14 protein-coding genes are annotated in these 16,992 nt (G+C 32.0%); 12 read left to right on the top strand and 2 right to left on the bottom strand.

Annotation, left to right across the window (positions count from 1 at the left end):
* Positions 1-44: 44 nt before the first annotated feature.
* Positions 45-1,382, top strand: coding sequence for a replicative DNA helicase (locus GXK57_RS22890; RefSeq protein WP_160680330.1), 1,338 nt, complete (start codon positions 45-47; stop codon positions 1,380-1,382).
* Positions 1,383-1,628: 246 nt separating this feature from the next.
* On the top strand, positions 1,629-2,969 hold the full coding sequence (mgtE, locus tag GXK57_RS22895; protein ID WP_160680331.1) for a magnesium transporter: 1,341 nt from the start codon (positions 1,629-1,631) through the stop codon (positions 2,967-2,969).
* Between the two features lie 141 nt (positions 2,970-3,110).
* On the opposite strand, the gene GXK57_RS22900 is transcribed toward mgtE, so the two are convergent.
* On the bottom strand, positions 3,111-3,509 hold the full coding sequence (locus tag GXK57_RS22900; RefSeq protein WP_160680332.1) for an Hsp20/alpha crystallin family protein: 399 nt from the start codon (positions 3,507-3,509) through the stop codon (positions 3,111-3,113).
* 638 nt (positions 3,510-4,147) lie between these two features.
* On the opposite strand from GXK57_RS22900, the gene glpK reads away from it, so the two are divergent.
* From glpK to GXK57_RS22935, 8 genes are all read left to right on the top strand, one after another.
* Positions 4,148-5,644 carry a glycerol kinase GlpK gene (glpK, locus tag GXK57_RS22905; protein WP_160680333.1) on the top strand — a complete coding sequence of 499 codons (1,497 nt, stop codon included), beginning with the start codon at positions 4,148-4,150 and terminating at the stop codon, positions 5,642-5,644.
* 99 nt (positions 5,645-5,743) lie between these two features.
* Positions 5,744-6,544 carry a pyrroline-5-carboxylate reductase gene (gene proC, locus GXK57_RS22910; protein ID WP_160680334.1) on the top strand — a complete coding sequence of 267 codons (801 nt, stop codon included), beginning with the start codon at positions 5,744-5,746 and terminating at the stop codon, positions 6,542-6,544.
* Positions 6,545-7,194: 650 nt separating this feature from the next.
* The gene (locus tag GXK57_RS22915; protein WP_202127772.1) at positions 7,195-8,196 is read left to right on the top strand and encodes a rhodanese-related sulfurtransferase; all 1,002 of its coding nucleotides are present in this window, start codon (positions 7,195-7,197) and stop codon (positions 8,194-8,196) included.
* Between the two features lie 1,020 nt (positions 8,197-9,216).
* Positions 9,217-9,357 carry a hypothetical protein gene (locus GXK57_RS26420; protein WP_202127773.1) on the top strand — a complete coding sequence of 47 codons (141 nt, stop codon included), beginning with the start codon at positions 9,217-9,219 and terminating at the stop codon, positions 9,355-9,357.
* 113 nt (positions 9,358-9,470) lie between these two features.
* The gene (locus tag GXK57_RS22920; protein ID WP_160680335.1) at positions 9,471-9,977 is read left to right on the top strand and encodes a hypothetical protein; all 507 of its coding nucleotides are present in this window, start codon (positions 9,471-9,473) and stop codon (positions 9,975-9,977) included.
* 653 nt (positions 9,978-10,630) lie between these two features.
* Complete coding sequence (locus tag GXK57_RS22925) at positions 10,631-11,917, top strand: adenylosuccinate synthase (RefSeq protein WP_160680336.1); 1,287 nt, start codon at positions 10,631-10,633, stop codon at positions 11,915-11,917.
* A gap of 427 nt (positions 11,918-12,344) precedes the next feature.
* Positions 12,345-12,527, top strand: a complete 183-nt coding sequence (locus GXK57_RS22930; RefSeq protein ID WP_128210889.1) for a DUF1858 domain-containing protein — start codon at positions 12,345-12,347, stop codon at positions 12,525-12,527.
* 238 nt (positions 12,528-12,765) lie between these two features.
* The gene (locus GXK57_RS22935; protein WP_160680337.1) at positions 12,766-13,506 is read left to right on the top strand and encodes an acyl-ACP thioesterase domain-containing protein; all 741 of its coding nucleotides are present in this window, start codon (positions 12,766-12,768) and stop codon (positions 13,504-13,506) included.
* 263 nt (positions 13,507-13,769) lie between these two features.
* On the opposite strand, the gene GXK57_RS22940 is transcribed toward GXK57_RS22935, so the two are convergent.
* Entirely contained in the window at positions 13,770-15,029 is a 1,260-nt protein-coding gene (locus tag GXK57_RS22940; protein WP_160680338.1) for an NAD(P)/FAD-dependent oxidoreductase, read from the bottom strand.
* A 645-nt stretch (positions 15,030-15,674) separates the two neighbouring features.
* Between GXK57_RS22940 and GXK57_RS22945 the strand changes: the two genes are divergently transcribed.
* Together GXK57_RS22945 and GXK57_RS22950 are read left to right on the top strand one after the other, a co-directional pair.
* Positions 15,675-16,040: a CoA-binding protein gene (locus tag GXK57_RS22945; protein ID WP_160680339.1), complete on the top strand. Its 366-nt coding sequence runs from the start codon at positions 15,675-15,677 to the stop codon at positions 16,038-16,040.
* A gap of 232 nt (positions 16,041-16,272) precedes the next feature.
* A complete protein-coding gene (locus tag GXK57_RS22950) occupies positions 16,273-16,443 on the top strand; it encodes a hypothetical protein (RefSeq protein ID WP_160680340.1) in 171 nt (56 codons plus the stop codon).
* Positions 16,444-16,992 lie beyond the last annotated feature (549 nt).

Raw genomic sequence — 16,992 nt, forward strand, 5'->3', positions numbered from 1 at the left:
TTCATAATATTATATGCAAATATAATGGAGAAGGAGCGAATCATATGGAAAATACACCTATCATGAGGAGTTTACCACAGAGTATAGAAGCTGAACAATCAGTTCTTGGCTCTATGATAATCGATAGGCAAGCAATTGCTCAGGCAGCAGAAGCATTGACACCAGATGACTTTTATAGAGAAGCTCATAAGGTTATATTTTTAAGCATATCTGAGATGATTCAAAAAGATCAACCTGTTGATTTGGTGACTCTGTTAGAATATTTGAAGGCAACAGATAGATTAGAAAAAGCAGGAGGAATGACTTATGTAACTGAAATAAGTGGGTCTGTTCCGACTACTGCTAATCTGAGCTCTTATATAAAGATAGTATCAGAGAAGGCTACTTTAAGAAAATTAATAAGATCTTCTACTGAAATAATAGAAGACTGCTATAACAGCCAAGATGATGTGGAAAAAGTAGTAGATTCCGCTGAAAAGAGAGTATTTGAAATAGGGGAAAAAAGAAATACTGGAGACTTTGAATCGTTAAGTGCAATTCTTGAAAGAGGTTTCGCAGAGATTGAAAGACTTTTCAACAATAAGGGCTCTTTAACTGGAGTTCCATCAGGCTTCGTAGATCTAGATACTAAAACTTCAGGTTTCCAAAGAGGAGACATGGTTCTAATAGCAGCAAGACCATCAATGGGAAAGACTACCTTTGCACTTAACATCTGTGAAAATGCTGCGCTTAGAGAAGGTAAAAGTGTAGTAATATTTTCTCTAGAAATGCCTAAGGAGCAGTTAGCTTATAAGCTTTTATGTTCTGAAGCAAACGTAGATATGGTTAGTCTTAGAACAGGTAATCTAGAAGATAAGGACTGGGAGAACATCGCTAGAGCAGCTGGTCCATTGTCTGCAGCTAAGATATATATAGATGATACTGCTGGTGTAACTGTAATGGAAATGAGATCTAAGTGTAGAAGACTTAAGATGGAATATGGTATAGACTTAATAATGATAGATTACCTTCAACTTATGAGTGGTAGCAGTTCATCAGATGGAAACAGACAACAAGAAGTTTCTGAAATATCTAGAAGTATAAAGGCTTTAGCAAAGGAAATGCAATGTCCTGTTATAGCATTATCTCAGTTGTCCCGTGCCCCTGAGCAAAGAGCTGACCATAGACCTATGCTATCTGACCTTAGAGAATCAGGTTCTATAGAGCAGGATGCTGACTTAGTTATGTTCTTGTATAGAGATGAATACTATAACAAGGAGACTGAAGATAAAAATATTGGTGAATGTATAATTGCTAAGCACAGAAATGGTGAAGTTGGTACAGTTAAGCTAGCATGGTTAGGACAATACAGTAAGTTTGGTAATCTTGATGTGGTACATTAATGAGAAATATGAAGAGTTTTATGGTAAATAAAAACGAGAGGTGAATAACAATTATGGAATGTGACGGGCATAGTTGCTTAAAACACATTAAAAAACTAAATACTAAGAAGTAGAAGGAAGCAACTAAAGGTGTACAACTTCTGTTTGAACAATTAAGGTTTCAAATATGCAGTGGTACAGCTATAAGTCACTAATAAATGTTATTAACTTATATGCCTTCCTTCTACATGAGGAGGAAAGGTAAAAATGAAGACTTTCAACAAGGAAGAATTAAAGGAATTATTATTAACACAAGAACCTAATACTTTAGAGGAAATATTTGAAGAAATACATCCAGTAGATATATTAGATGCCTTAAGAGACTTAGAGGATGATAAATATATTATATTAAAAAAGCTTCCAAACTGGCTTGTTGCAGATATATTTGAGGAAATGGATGAGGATGAACAACAAGAAGCCTTAAATATTTTCTCGGAAATAGATCAGTTTAAGATAATAAATGAGATGAGCTCCGATGAAATAACGGACCTTCTTGGTAATCTAGAGCCAGATAGGGTAGATAGATTCTTAGGTAATATAGACAAAGAAGAGGCTGAAGAGGTTAAGGAACTACTTACCTATGAAGAAGATACCGCTGGTGGTATCATGGCCACAGAGTTTATAGCAATAAAAGAAGGAATGACAGTAATAGATACCTTAGGCTATCTACAAACCACTGGACTGGATGCTGAGACTGTTTATTATTTATATGTATTAGACAGTAATGAAGTATTGACTGGGATATTATCTTTAAGAGACTTAGTTACAGCTACCTTTGACACAAGGATAAGCGATATAATGACAACCAGTGTAAAGAGCATACCGGTTAATATGGACCAGGAGGAAGTTGCTAATATATTTCAAAAGTACGGATTCCAAGCTATGCCAGTTGTTGATAGCCTAGGAGAGATGCTTGGAGTAATAACCTTTGATGATATCATAGATATAGTAAGAGAAGAGGATAATGAAGATATTTATCGTCTAGGAGGTCTTAGTGAAGGGGAAGCAGTAGATGGTCCAGTAATTGACTCAGTAAAGAGCAGACTTCCATGGCTTCTAGTAAACCTAGTTACCGCTATAATAGCAGGTGCTACAGTAGGACTATTCAGTTCTACTATTGACAAGTTAGTAATACTAGCTACCTTTAATCCAATAATAGCAGGTATGGGTGGTAATGCGGGAACTCAGAGTCTTACTCTTATAGTTAGAGGTATAGCTTTAGGAGAACTTAGTAAGGAAAATGCTAAGCGAGTATTTTTGAAAGAAGTTATAGCAGGCTTGATCAATGGTATTGCTATTGGAGTTGTAGTAGCTATACTTGGTTTAATCTGGGCTAACAAGCCAATATTCGGTTTAGTTGTGGGAGTAGCTATGATATTAAATATGTCTTTAGCAACCATAGTAGGATATTTAGTTCCTGTTACGCTAAAGAAGCTAAATGTAGATCCAGCACTTGCTTCAGCTGTATTTGTTACAACCTTTACTGATGTTTGCGGATTCTTCTTCTTCTTAGGATTGGCTACAATGTTCCTTAAGTACTTGATGTAGTTTTTAGATATATTTAAGAATGTTGTTTATAGTAAAACTTTATATTATATAGATTTATAAAAAAGACATCCTATTTTAGATAAAGTAGGGTGTCTTTTTACTATGTTTAGAAATGCTGCTTTACAGAGCCTCATTATTAAATTATTGATATTTAGATATTTTAATTTTCAAACAGGATTTTGAAAAATCCATAAAACTTATATTAGCACTAGCCTCTCGTATGTAAACGCCTCGTCTAAAATAATCCCAATGACTATTATTGCAATTGGTCCTGAGCTCTTTAGGAATAAATTTAAGTTTCTTCACATTTATAGTAAGCACATTTGCTATATACTCCAATTTTATATTTTTCTTTTTTACACCGGGCAGATAAGCAGAAACAAAATAGAATTCACCATTCTCATATACGTCTAAATCAATACAGTGACTTGTAGGTACTAAATTAATAGAATTTTTATTAAAAACTTCATCAAAGAGAATTTTAAAGAAGGTGTTGCTTTCCATGAACTGACCGGAGTCTATAAAGTTCAAACTTGTCAAAGAGCTCGCCTCCTTATTTTTGTTGTGTAAAAAAATGTGGTTTACATTGAGCTATGGACTTCTTAAAAGCATACAAAGTATAAAAAAGATAAATTATATCACCTGCCAGATTTTTTAAAAGTAAATTCTGAAAATGTATATTGTTTATAAAGCAAGGGATTCATCTTTGATTAGTTTATGATTAATATAAAATTATATATTGAAGGATTGTTGGGCAAGTATATAGATAATATAAGCCGAGCATAATATTTCTAATATGGGTAGTATAGATTAAGTTGATTTCAACTTATAAATATAGAATTATAGAGATTTATTATAATTTTGTTATTGGGTATAATTAGTATAATAAGAATTATAAAATATTTTTTCAAAACTAAAATTTTATATAAAATTATATATAAGCAACTGTGCTATTCTTATAAAATAATAAAGCTTAGATTTTACTAATATTCAAGGGTAAAGATCCATAACTATAGGATTCAGTGAAGAAGTTACTTAAGAAATTTTGTATATATGTGATTATGCTTTTATGTAATGTATAGAAGTTTCAATTGAGCTTTAACTTTCGATAGGAATACTTTATTAAAACTTAATAGTTGAAGTTGGATAACTACATTAGAAATATGAGAGGTGATAAAGTGGATAAATATATTATGTCATTAGATCAAGGAACTACTAGTTCTAGGTGCATCATATTTGATAAAGAAGGAAATATACAATCAATAGGTCAGAAAGAGTTTAAGCAAATATATCCCAAGGCTGGATGGGTGGAACATGATCCTATGGAAATATGGTCTACCCAATATGGAGTGGCTATTGAGGCTATGGCTAAAATAGGTATACAGGCTTCTCAAGTTGCTGCGATAGGGATAACGAATCAAAGAGAGACGACTATAGTATGGGATAAAAATACTGGAGTTCCTATATATAATGCCATAGTATGGCAGTGTAAAAGAACTGCAGAGTATTGCGATGAAATTAAGTTTAGAGGTTACGAAGATAAGATAATAAGTAAAACTGGTCTCAAGGTGGATTCCTACTTTTCAGCTTCTAAGATTGCATGGATACTGGACAATGTAGAAGGCGCTAGAGAAAAGGCTGAAGAGGGCAATTTACTTTTTGGAACAGTGGATTCTTGGCTTATATGGAAGCTTACAAATGGAGCTGTACACGTAACAGACTATTCAAATGCATCAAGAACCTTACTATATAATATATATGACTTATGTTGGGATAAGGAGCTTCTAGAGTTGTTTAATATCCCTAAAAGTATGATGCCTGAGGTAAGAAGCTCAAGTGGATTGTTTGCCACTACAAGTGAGAGACTGTTTGGTGGTGAGATTCCAATATGCGGAGTAGCAGGAGATCAGCAATCAGCTTTATTTGGACAAACTTGCTATGAAGAAGGAACAGTAAAGAATACTTATGGAACAGGGTGCTTTATGCTTATGAACACTGGAAAGAAGCCAGTGAAGTCACAGAAGGGACTGCTTACTACCATAGCTTGGGGAATTGACGGAGAGGTAACCTATGCTTTAGAAGGAAGCGTTTTTGTAGCTGGAGCGGCAGTGCAATGGCTTAGGGATGAGATGAAGCTTATAAATTCATCTAAGGAATCTGAGGACTATGCATGGGTAGTAGAGGATACAAATGGAGTTTATTTTATTCCTGCCTTTGTGGGCTTAGGAGCTCCATATTGGGATCAGTATGCTAGAGGTATGATAACAGGCTTGACTAGAGGCGCTAAAAAGGAGCATATAATACGATCAGTATTAGAGTCTATAGCTTATCAAACCTATGATATACTAAAAGCAATGGAAGAAGACTCAAATATAAAACTAAGAGCTTTAAAGGTTGATGGAGGTGCATCTTCTAATAACTTTTTAATGCAGTTCCAAGCTGATTTAATAGATACTAAGGTATATAGACCAAAGGTAATAGAAACTACAGCCTTAGGCGCTGCATACTTAGCAGGACTTTCCGTTGGCTACTGGAGAGATATAGAAGATATAAAAACTAATTGGAAGGTAGGCAAGGAATTCAATCCATGTATGAGTGAAGAAAGAAGAGAAAGCTTTTTAAAGGGCTGGAATAAAGCGGTTAAGAAGGCCTTAACTGAAAATTGTGGCGAATAGCTAATTGATTATAAGCATAAGCTATGATTTAATTTCAACTACAATGAAGCATTGAGTGATAAAATAAGGTTTAATTTATATTTAATGAGGTGAAGGCATATGGATAAAAAGTTAGGATTTATTGGTTGTGGCAACATGGGAGCAGCAATGGTTGGTGGCATTATTAATTCTGGAATTGTCTCAAAGGAGAATATAATAGCTTCAACTAAAACTAAGAGCTCCTCTGAAGCTCTAGAAAGTAAGTTTGGTATAAGAACTACCACTGATAATAAGAAAATAGCTGAAGAGGCAGATATAATATTCTTAGCTGTAAAGCCATTCATGTATGAGGCTGTAATTGAAGAAATAAGAGATTTAATTAAAAAGGATGCTATAGTAGTTACAATTGCTGCAGGAATCGAGATAGATAAGGTTAAAGCTTGGTTTAACAGAGACATAAAGCTTATAAAAACTATGCCTAATACACCTGCTTTGGTAGGAGAAGGAATGAGTGCTATATGCCCATCTGATAATGTACCACAGGAGGAACTTGAATACATAATAAGCATATTCAATTCCTTTGGAAAAACTGAAATTCTAGGAGAAAGTGATTTTCATGGATTCATAGCTCTTTGTGGATCATCTCCAGCCTATGTATTTATGTTTATAGAAGCCATGGGGGATGCTGCAGTTAAGATGGGAATACCAAGAAAGAAGGCCTATAGGCTTGCAGCTCAAGCGGTTTTAGGTTCAGCTAAGATGGTATTAGAGACAGAAAAACATCCTGGGGAACTTAAAGATATGGTTTGTTCACCAAGAGGTACGACAATAGAGGCGGTAATAGAGCTTGAAAAGAGTGGGATGAGATCGTCTATAATAAAAGCTATGGAAAAGTGTGAAGAAAAGTCTAAGAATATGTAATATTAAAAAAGCTCTGTTAAAGTACTGTGTTGAAATTAAGTGGTCAGTCATCTGATGCTTAGATGAGCTTGCGCTAATTACTCACTCATATAGCACCTCTTTCATGACCACTTAATTTCAACAATATTATTAAACATAATCGAAAAATAATGATTAATATTTGAAAAGCCTGAAGTATGCTATTTTGTACTTCGGGCTTTTTTATTACTTTAGCATTTAAAGAAAATCACCTGCTAAGGGTGTGTTCCTGACTCTTTAAGAAAGTACAATTTTTTCTGGCTATCCCAGGTAACCTTAAGATTGTAGGTCAGCTTTTTATTATATGCAGTAAAAAGTAAAAACTATTAATCTGTAAAACTTGAGGATAAACTGTGAGGCATCATTAAAAAGTGCTACCTTGGTAGTTATTATAGGAATAAGTTAATAAATAGTATTAGTTGATATAAATTATCATTTACAATAAGTGAATTTTGATATATCATAATTAGAGAAAAACAACTAAAAAATTAGTTTATTCAGTATAGGTGGTTATCAATATGAAAATAACTCCTACACTTACATATAAGATCAAGTAAAAAATATGTGTTTGTTGAAAAGGTTTGGCTCTTTTAAAGACAGTCAAAAGTTTTAATTATAATGAGGTGATTTATTTGAGTAAGTATAGAGTTCTTCTATATTATAAATTTGTAAATATCGAAAATAGTGAGGATTATACTAAAGAGCATCTGAAGCTATGTAAAAGCATTGGGCTTAAGGGAAGAATACTTATTGCTGACGAGGGAATCAATGGTACTGTTTCAGGAACGGTAGGGCAGACAGAAGCATACATGAATGCTTTAAAAGCTGACCCTAGATTTGAAGATATGGTGTACAAGATAGACGAAGTAGATGAACATGCCTTTAAGAAGATGTATGTTAGACATAAAAACAGCATAATAACATTACTTCCTGAAGATGATGTTAATCCTAATGAGAAGGTAGGAAAGTACTTAAAGCCAAAGGAATTCTATGAAATGCTTCAAAGAGATGACGTTATAGTTGTGGATGGAAGAAATGATTATGAATATGATATCGGACACTTTAGAGGAGCTATAAGACCAGAAGTAAATAATTTCAAGGAATTCCCAGAGTGGATAGATGAAAATCTATCAGAGTATAAGGACAAGAAGATCCTTACTTACTGTACAGGTGGAATAAGATGTGAAAAGCTTACTGGTGTATTTTTAGAGCATGGCTTTGATGATGTATATCATCTTGAAGGTGGTATTGTAACTTACGGTAAGGATCCTGAAGTAAAGGGAAGACTTTGGGATGGTAGATGCTATGTGTTTGATGAGAGAATTTCTGTTAAGATAAATAATACAGAAGAGGATACTGTTATATCTAAATGTGATCACTGTGGAGAAGAGTCTTATAGATATATAAATTGTACAAATGACGACTGTCATAAGCAGCATATATGTTGTGAGAAGTGTGAAGTTGAGCAGGAAGGATTCTGTTCTGATAGTTGCAGACAGTATATAATAGAGCACCCTGAAAGAGATGCAAGACTTAGACTTAAGGAAAAAGCTAAGATGTATGAAAGATATAATCAAAATCACGAAAAGTCAAAAGAAGTTATAAATAAGCTTCAGAAAAATAATATAATATAAAAAGAATACTATTAAAGCCTTATCCATTTGTATGGGTAGGGCTTTAGTACTTTATTATAGGGGGAGAAAAGTAAAACTTAACTTGTAGGATTTGTTATAAGCAGTTTTTTTAGTCTACATTAAACTACCGGGTATCAAGACTGCATAAGGTGGCAGAGCAGTAGCTCTTATAAAGTTTCAGATTTAAGAATAGCTTAAAATTATAGTTTTAAGGAGTATATAGGGTTCACAGCTCGAAGTTTAAGTTATACTCATCGATAAAGTCTTGTAAAATCTATTGTAAGTAAAAAATCATAACTTAAAGCTTGATATTGTAATCCTATATAGAGTTTTTAACTCAACTATTAATTTATACATGCGCGAAAATCAGCAAAAGCCACGATTTTCTAGCAGGTACAAATTAAGTTTGGATATAGGGACTCCTTATTAAGAAATTATATTAAAATTTGTGTTAATAATTTTATATAGAATATTAAAATATAAAAAGCTTAAAAAAGTTTAAAAACTATATTGACAAAAGCTGTTTTAAGATATAAACTATAGATAGTGATAATCATTCTCAAAGAAAACTTCTTAGTAAGATAGATGCATTTACTGGGCAAAATAATTGCATCAAAGTTACAAATTAGTTGAGACTGGTTTTCGAAGGCAAACACACACATAGCATTAACCAAATAGACTCCTCTTAATATTATTTGATGACTGCGGAGAGGCTATCCTTAATTGGATAGCCTCTTTTGCGTTTCTTATATTTATTAAGTTTTTAGCTGTTTTATAATCATATCTCAGAAGAGGCAGATGTATAGGCAATGGAATAAAGTAATTTGATTTAGTGGATTGCTTATGAATATTTTTTTATTAGCTAGCAGATTATATTTAACATGAGCTGCTTAAGATTAAAGTAAAAGGTTTGGACGGTTTTAATCAAGAGTAAGATAGCAAAAAGTAGTATACTGTCTGAACCTTTTTGAAGATCCTCAAAAAAACTATTATTAAACTAATATTAAAGGAGCTGATAATATGAGTAAAAACAGTCAAAAGTCTAAAAATCAAAGTATGGCTGATAAAAGTGAGCAATCTAGATCCTCTCAAACAGGATTTTTGAATAGAGGAAATAGCGGGTTAAATCAGGAAAATCAGAATACTAAAAATAAAAGATAGTATACTAAGGAATATGGACAGAAAAGTCACTGAAGGTAACTTCAGTGACTTTTTTACTATGCCTTCTATAAATCCATATTTATGCTATAATATAAAAAACAGGAGGTGTTATTATGGGTGGAATTACTGCTGATAATATAATATTGTTATTGGTTGCAGTAGTACTTTTGTATTTAGTATTCAAGTTTATAAAGGGCGTAATAAAAACTATTATCGTTATTATTTTAATTCTTACCTTGGGAGTAAGTGCCTACAACATATTTATAGCAAAGAAATCTGTTGCTGATGAGGTAAACAGATATAAAACAGATTATTCGTATTTTAATAATGTCAAAGATATATCATCTGAGGCAAAGCAAGCAATTAATGATATTGAAGCAAATAAAAATATTGATCAAAATATAAACAAGCTATCAGAATTAAAGACTAAGGCTAGTACACTAAATCATAGCAGTGAGTTAAATGGGTTCCATGAAAGATATATAAATACTTTTGATGGAATCATACTTGGGTGTAAGGGATATAGCACAGCTAAACAAGCAGGTGAAGAGGGGAAAAAGCTCAATGACCTTGCAAAGAATTTGGACATGAGTCTTAAGGATATAGTTGTGACCAAGTAGCTATAATTTTATAAATAAGTATTTGATTTATTTTATTATTGGATATTAATTATAGGTTTGTTCATAATTGCTAAATGCAGATTATGAATAGGCCTATTTTTTATTTCTAAAAAAGTGAGGATTTTCTTGATAGCTAAACCTACTAATATCAAGAGTTTATCACAGTTATTTAGTGGCATAGTAAAAGAGAAGTAGTATTAGCCGGCCACATTTTTCTCATATGGATTGGCAAAGATAGATGATTAAAAAGGCTAATGGGCAAGGTGGCATCAGAGACTTTTTTACTTTATAAAAAGTTTTTTATTATATTAGCTTATATTATTGACCAATATATAGAGAGATAGATTTTGATAAATATAATTTTATTAGTAAGCTGTGAGTCTATCATCAAAGATTATGAGTTTAGTTTTATAATTTTTTATAGATAATATAAAAATATTAAAGCAATAAATACGAATTATAAAATTATAATATTTTAAAATATTCGTAACTTCCATTGACCTAGCATATTTACTTTGATACTATGTTAGGTGGGAATTTAAATTATATTTAATTTCCTATGTTTGAAGTTAAATTAAGTTTTAGACATATAAGACATGACAATAATGAATGAGTGTAACCAAGTAAACTGATGTATTTAAGGAGGAAGGGTTATGTCAGCATTTATAGTTTTAGGAGCTCAATGGGGCGATGAAGGAAAAGGAAAGATGACTGATTATTTGGCTGAAGAAGCTGATGTTGTAGTTAGATTTCAAGGTGGAAATAACGCAGGTCATACAGTTGAGGTTGAAGATAAACAATATAAGTTACATCTAATACCATCAGGTGTGCTTTATGATACAAAGTTAAATATAATTGGTAATGGTGTTGTTGTTGATCCAAAGGCTTTATTTGAAGAAATAGATTATCTTGAAGGTTTAGGCGTAAAAGTGACTCCAGAAAAGCTTATGATAAGTGATAGAGCTCATCTTATAATGCCATATCATAGAGTTTTAGATAAGTTAAAGGAACAAGCAAGAGGTAAGAATGATATAGGTACAACTGGTAAGGGTATAGGACCTTGCTATACAGATAAATTTGAGAGAAGTGGAATAAGAGTTTGCGATCTTCTTCATAAAGAAGTATTTATAGAAAAGCTAAAGGTAAATGTTGAAGCAAAGAATGAGTATATTACAAATGTACTTCATGGCGAAGCTTTAAGTTTTGAAGAAATATACAATGATTATATTGCTTATGAAGAAAGGTTAAGACCTTATGTACAAGATACATCAGTAAAGGTGTATGAGGCTATAAAGAGCAATAAGCAAGTACTATTTGAAGGTGCACAAGGTATGCTTCTTGATATTGATTATGGAACATATCCATATGTTACATCATCAAATACAACTGCAGGAGGAGTATCAAACGGAGTTGGTGTAGGGCCTACAATGATAACTAATGCTGTAGGTATTGCTAAGGCTTACACAACAAGAGTTGGTAAGGGACCATTCCCAACTGAGTTGGAAAATGAAACTGGTGATTGGATAAGAGAAAAAGGCCGTGAGTTTGGAGTAACTACTGGTAGAGCTAGAAGATGTGGTTGGTTAGACTTAGTCATCCTAAAGACAACAGTAAGAGTTTGTGGTTTAACATCTTTAGCAGTAACAAAGATAGATACTTTAGCAGGTTTAGAAAAAATAAAGGTTTGTGTTGGTTATAAATTCAATGGCACAATCATTGATTACTTCCCAGCTAGCCTTGAAGACTTAGCTAAGTGTGAGCCAGTTTATGAAGAGTTTGATGGATGGGATGAATCTGTTGCTGATGCTAGAAGCTACGACGAAATACCTGAAAATGCAAAGAAATATCTTAAGAGAATAGAAGAAATAACTGATACTAAGATATCAATAGTTTCTGTTGGTCCTAGAAGAGATCAAACAATGAGAATCGCTGAACTATAAGATTAGAATTATATATAATAGTAAGAGGAGTGTAAATCCATTGAATAATGGTTTTATAGTCCTCTATTTCTCTATGCAATATATCAACTGATTGTTTAGGTTAGCTTCTAGTAAACATATTTTTGTAGCAATATTATTGAAGCGGTAAACAGCTATCTAACATGGTTATATATCAGTGAGTTTGCTAGTTATAGTAAAAAAATTATAAAATATTATTAATTTATAGATGGTAACATTGGTTACTGAATTTATAAATTTTTTATTATAAAATGTAGTTACAGGGTGATTAAAAAATCACTTTAAGTAATGAATTGGCTAAGCTTACATTTAAATCCGACCATTTTGGTTGAATTTATATAAATAATTTAGTATAATAATTAAAGTAAGCTTGTAACATAAAATAATTAAAAAAGTGAGGGTGATAGTAATGGTTACTAAGGACATGACTATAGGTGAAGTTGTTAGAACATATCCAGAAAAAGCAGAAGTTTTAATGAGCTTCGGAATGGGTTGTGTAGGATGCCCATCAGCTCAAGCAGAAACTATTGAAGAAGCTGCTTTAGTACATGGATTAAACCTTGACGAATTAGTTGTTGCTTTAAATAAGTAATATATTTTAGAAACTTTGAAAAGACGCCGGATTTTGTGGCGTCTTTATTTTTTATTGTTTAGGAAATAAGAAGTCCGCTTCATCGAATTTTTTATTGTCTATGAATATTCAAATGTAGGGGAGATTTAGTGACTTTTTCACTGTTAACAAAATTGTTATATTTCAAACATACAATGAAGTGGTAAAATTATACTAAGTGAAAATCGTTATATAAATATTTACGTAACAGGAGGAGTTTATGCTGGAGAAATTTGAGAAGGAATACGAAATAAACTATCATGATGTAGCATGGAATCTAAAAGCATCTATTTCAACTATTGTAAACTTATTATGTGATATAGGATTTAGACAGTCTCAGAGCTTAGGATCTGGCATTAAGGACATGATGGAAGATAAGCAGTCCTGGGTCTTTTACAAATACGATATAGAGGTTTACAGATATCCTGATATAGAAGAAAAAATAAAGGTAATTACAGAACCTATAGGGTTTAGAAAGTTTTATGCATATAGAAAGTATATTGTATTAGATAGTGAAGGAAATGTGATAATTGAAGGAAAGAGCATATTTTTCTTTATTGATCTAGAAAGAAGGCGTGCAATTAGAATACCTGAAGAGCAATATAAGCTATATGGTGTAGAAGAAGATCTAAAATATTCTGTAGATATTGAAGATATAAAACCTCTTAAGGAGTATGAATTTGATAAAACCTTTAGAGTAAGATATGGGGATATAGACTCTAATCTTCATGTGAATAATGTTAAATATATAGAGTGGGCAGTAGAAAGCTTACCAATGGAAGTGATAAAGAGTCGAACAATGAAAAGAATTATTGTAAACTTCCTTAAGGAAACCACATTTGGACATGAGATAACATCATCAAGTAGTATAAATAATAATAGCAATGAAATAGAAACTTCACATAAGATATCTGATGAAGAGGGGAAGGTTCTAGCTACAGTTAAATGTATATGGGATTAAGGTTGGGAGCTAAAATTGAAGTTTATTCTGCAAACTATTCTGAGCTTTGAGAGGAATAGTTACAGTAAAAAAAGTTCGCTGGAGAAGGTTTATTCAGCGAACATTTTTTGTTTTTTGGCAAGTATATTTTAGATAAAGTTTTTTATAACTATGTTTTGATGTTTTAAATGTGTATATGGGACAGGCGATAAAAAAGAAAAATTACATCTCCTGATGGATTTTCCTTATATTAATAAAAAGTGCATAGGTCCAAAAAACAATAATTATCTATCAGCTGAGGCTGCGCTCTTACCTGCTAAAAAGCCAGAACTCCATGCCCATTGAAGATTATAGCCTCCACAATCTCCATCTACGTCTAATATTTCTCCACAGAAGTATAAGTTCTTAACTAGATTAGATTGGAGAGTCTTATGATCTACATCCTTAGTATTGACACCGCCTGCAGTTACTTGAGCACCGTCGAAGCCATTAGTACCTACGCATTTGAAGGTCCAATTTTTTAGAAGATTGATTATATTACTTTTTTCTTTCCATTCTAAGCTATAACAAGGTTTATGAATATCTTGTATGCCTGCTTCCTTTAGTAAAATAGGAGCTAGCTTCTTGTTTATAACCCCTATAAAGGATTCTAGTACAGTTCTATGTGATACCATGGCCCAATGAGCTTCAAAGAAATTATGTAAATCATCAATTGATCTTCCAGGCATCATATCAATGGATATAGCTACATTTTTATATTTAGATAATTCATAAGAAGCTATCCTTGATAATTGTAGAATAGGAGGACCAGATATGCCATAGTCAGTGAACAATATCTCTCCAAATTCCTTTCTCATAGAAGTGCCGTTTACTATAACTTCGCCAAAGCCGTCAAACTTGATACCAGAAAGTCCTTTTAAGCTTTTATGTTCTAACTTAAGTTGAATTAATGCAGGAATAGGTTCAATTATTTTGTGACCTAAGTTAGCGGCTAAGTTATAACCTGAACCATCAGATCCAGTTTTTTGCGCTGATTTTCCTCCACAGGCTAAAATAACTTTTCCACAGCTTATATTATCTAAAGAAGCATCTTGTGTGGATAACTTAAAGATGTTTCCACTGTGGATAATTTTTTTTACTTTAAATGAGTTATACACAGGGATATTTCTATCTTCAACTGCAAATCTTAAAATATCCACAACCGATGAGGCTTGAAGTGACTGTGGATACATTTTTCCTTTTTCTAGTTCCACAATAGGAAGGCCTAATGAAAGAAAAAGATTCTTTGTTTCCTCTATAGAAAAGTTATTGAGGCAATAATTAAAGAAACCAGGATTTTCACTATGATAATTTTCAAATGGAAAACCGATGAGTGAGTTTGTTATATTACAACGTCCATTTCCAGTAGTTAAGATTTTCTTTCCAACTCTATCAGTACCTTCAACAATAGCTACATCAGCTCCATAATCCTTTGCAGCTATAGCAGCTATAAGACCAGATGCGCCACCACCTATTACAACTACTTCATGATGCTTTTGAGTCATTTTATTATCTCCTTTGTTTATGATTATTAAGCCGTACTATTTTTAAATATATGCTATGTTTCAACATGCACTTTAATATTGCTTAAGTAAAAAATACTTATAAATTTTAAATACAAAAAGCCCCTGAAGCCTTTCATAAATCCATATGAGGAAAAGCCGTCATGCAACTAAGTTTTATTTTTTCATATCCTATAAGTTTCTACTAAAACCTTGAAATGAATAATTTTGCATATGTAATAGATTATAATTTCATATGCAGTGAAAAAATATATACTGACTAAAGTTTAACCTCATATTAAGGTAACATTAGGACATAAATAAATTCTACCATAGTAATATATATTTTAAAGTTTTTCATACTGTAATCAAAAAAAGATTTTATTTTAATTATAGGTTATTAAATCATTTTTAAACTACTTTTACTATTTTGATTAATTATAAAAATTAAGAGTTGAGGATAACCTATATATGTTACTAGATTAATAAGCTTACTATAAAGTCATTAGTTTTGTAGTCTTATTTATGGCTAATAGCAGATATATATTAAAAGTCTTTAAAAGCTTATTGATTATTTTTATATAGTCCTAAGGGACTTAGTGTGAATATTTATATATTATATACTATATGAGATAAGGAGTGGATAAAATGGATGCAAAGGATTTTATGGATTATGATAACTGGGTAGTAGTTGGGGATGTTGAAAATAATGATAAGTATGCATCTAAGATCTTAGCTAAGTTTAGCGACCATGGATATAATGTCAGCGGTGTAAATCCTAGATCTACAGTTGAATATGGCTATAAGAGTATAAAAGAAGTTCCTTATGAAGTTGAGGCTATTGATTTGTGCATAAATCCTAAGAGTGGAATTGAGGTAATAAAAGAGGCAAAAGACCTTGGTATAAAGCATGTTTTAATTCAACCAGGAGCAGAAAGTCCTGAAATATTAAATTATTGCAAGGATAATGGTATCGAAGCAGTTGAGGGATGTGCGTTGGTAGCTTTAAGCTAGTATATAAAAGCATATCCAGGGCAATATACTCTTAAAATGGCCAAATAAAAAATAAGGAGTTGAATAACCGTTGATTAACTGATTTCTTTAAGAGAATGATGTTAATATGTAGGGTAAAGCATATCCGAATTTACGCCTTTGGAGTGCCGGGCCAAACGATAAGAATTACTAATTAATTATCGGGCACAGTGAAGAAGGAAGCAAACAAAGCTCTTATGGAGCTCTATAAGTTTTGCATAACGGTATATTTATGGATGATAATAAGCACAGACAAAAAGATAGACCAAAAAGCAATGCAGAGCTAAGAAAAATGTTTCCAAAAGAAGGAGCATATATAGGGGAGAAAAATAAGGGCAAGGGAGACTTCCAGGATAGACATAAAGATCATAGTGGTCAATATTAATTTTAATATATAGATTTTAATATGAAGTGGTACGTCTAAAGATGAACCACTTCAACTTGAAAAGTATTTTTAAAGCTCCTCTGGATTCTGAGAGGAGAATTAAAAATGTAAATTTTAATATGAAGTGGTACGTCTATATAAAGATGGACCACTTTAATCTGAAAACTACTTTAAAACTCTTCTATATTTGGAGAGTGAAACTTAAAGACATAAAACTAAAATTTTTAAAATACAAATTAGATACTGAAGTTGATGTTTTCATAAATTAAACTGATTTAATATGGTATAAAGTGGCTGTAAAACAGCAATTTGACTATAAAAATAAAGCTATAAAAAGTAATCCTAAGCAATCATTTGATAAATATGCGTAATTAAATTTAAAAGATAAATTTAAATTTTTTTAAAAAAGTGTTGACACTTAGTCTTATTTTTTGTAATATATCTATTGTTGGGTCGTGAAAACGACAAATAAATTAATGATTAAAACTTAATATGGCTCCTTGGTCAAGCGGTCAAGACACCACCCTTTCACGGTGGTAACAGGGGTTC

It is taken from the genome of Clostridium sp. C8-1-8 (assembly GCF_009928445.1).
Classification (GTDB): Bacteria; Bacillota; Clostridia; order Clostridiales; family Clostridiaceae; genus Clostridium_AR.

Excerpts from the sequence above, each read along its gene's own strand:
- GXK57_RS22890 (WP_160680330.1), top strand. The coding sequence starts at position 45 with ATGGAAAATACACCTATCATGAGGAGTTTACCACAGAGTATAGAAGCT.
- mgtE (WP_160680331.1), top strand. The coding sequence starts at position 1,629 with ATGAAGACTTTCAACAAGGAAGAATTAAAGGAATTATTATTAACACAA.
- proC (WP_160680334.1), top strand. The coding sequence starts at position 5,744 with ATGGATAAAAAGTTAGGATTTATTGGTTGTGGCAACATGGGAGCAGCA.
- GXK57_RS26420 (WP_202127773.1), top strand. The coding sequence starts at position 9,217 with ATGAGTAAAAACAGTCAAAAGTCTAAAAATCAAAGTATGGCTGATAAA.
- GXK57_RS22920 (WP_160680335.1), top strand. The coding sequence starts at position 9,471 with ATGGGTGGAATTACTGCTGATAATATAATATTGTTATTGGTTGCAGTA.
- GXK57_RS22925 (WP_160680336.1), top strand. The coding sequence starts at position 10,631 with ATGTCAGCATTTATAGTTTTAGGAGCTCAATGGGGCGATGAAGGAAAA.
- GXK57_RS22930 (WP_128210889.1), top strand. The coding sequence starts at position 12,345 with ATGGTTACTAAGGACATGACTATAGGTGAAGTTGTTAGAACATATCCA.
- GXK57_RS22935 (WP_160680337.1), top strand. The coding sequence starts at position 12,766 with ATGCTGGAGAAATTTGAGAAGGAATACGAAATAAACTATCATGATGTA.
- GXK57_RS22940 (WP_160680338.1), bottom strand. The coding sequence starts at position 15,029 with ATGACTCAAAAGCATCATGAAGTAGTTGTAATAGGTGGTGGCGCATCT.
- GXK57_RS22945 (WP_160680339.1), top strand. The coding sequence starts at position 15,675 with ATGGATGCAAAGGATTTTATGGATTATGATAACTGGGTAGTAGTTGGG.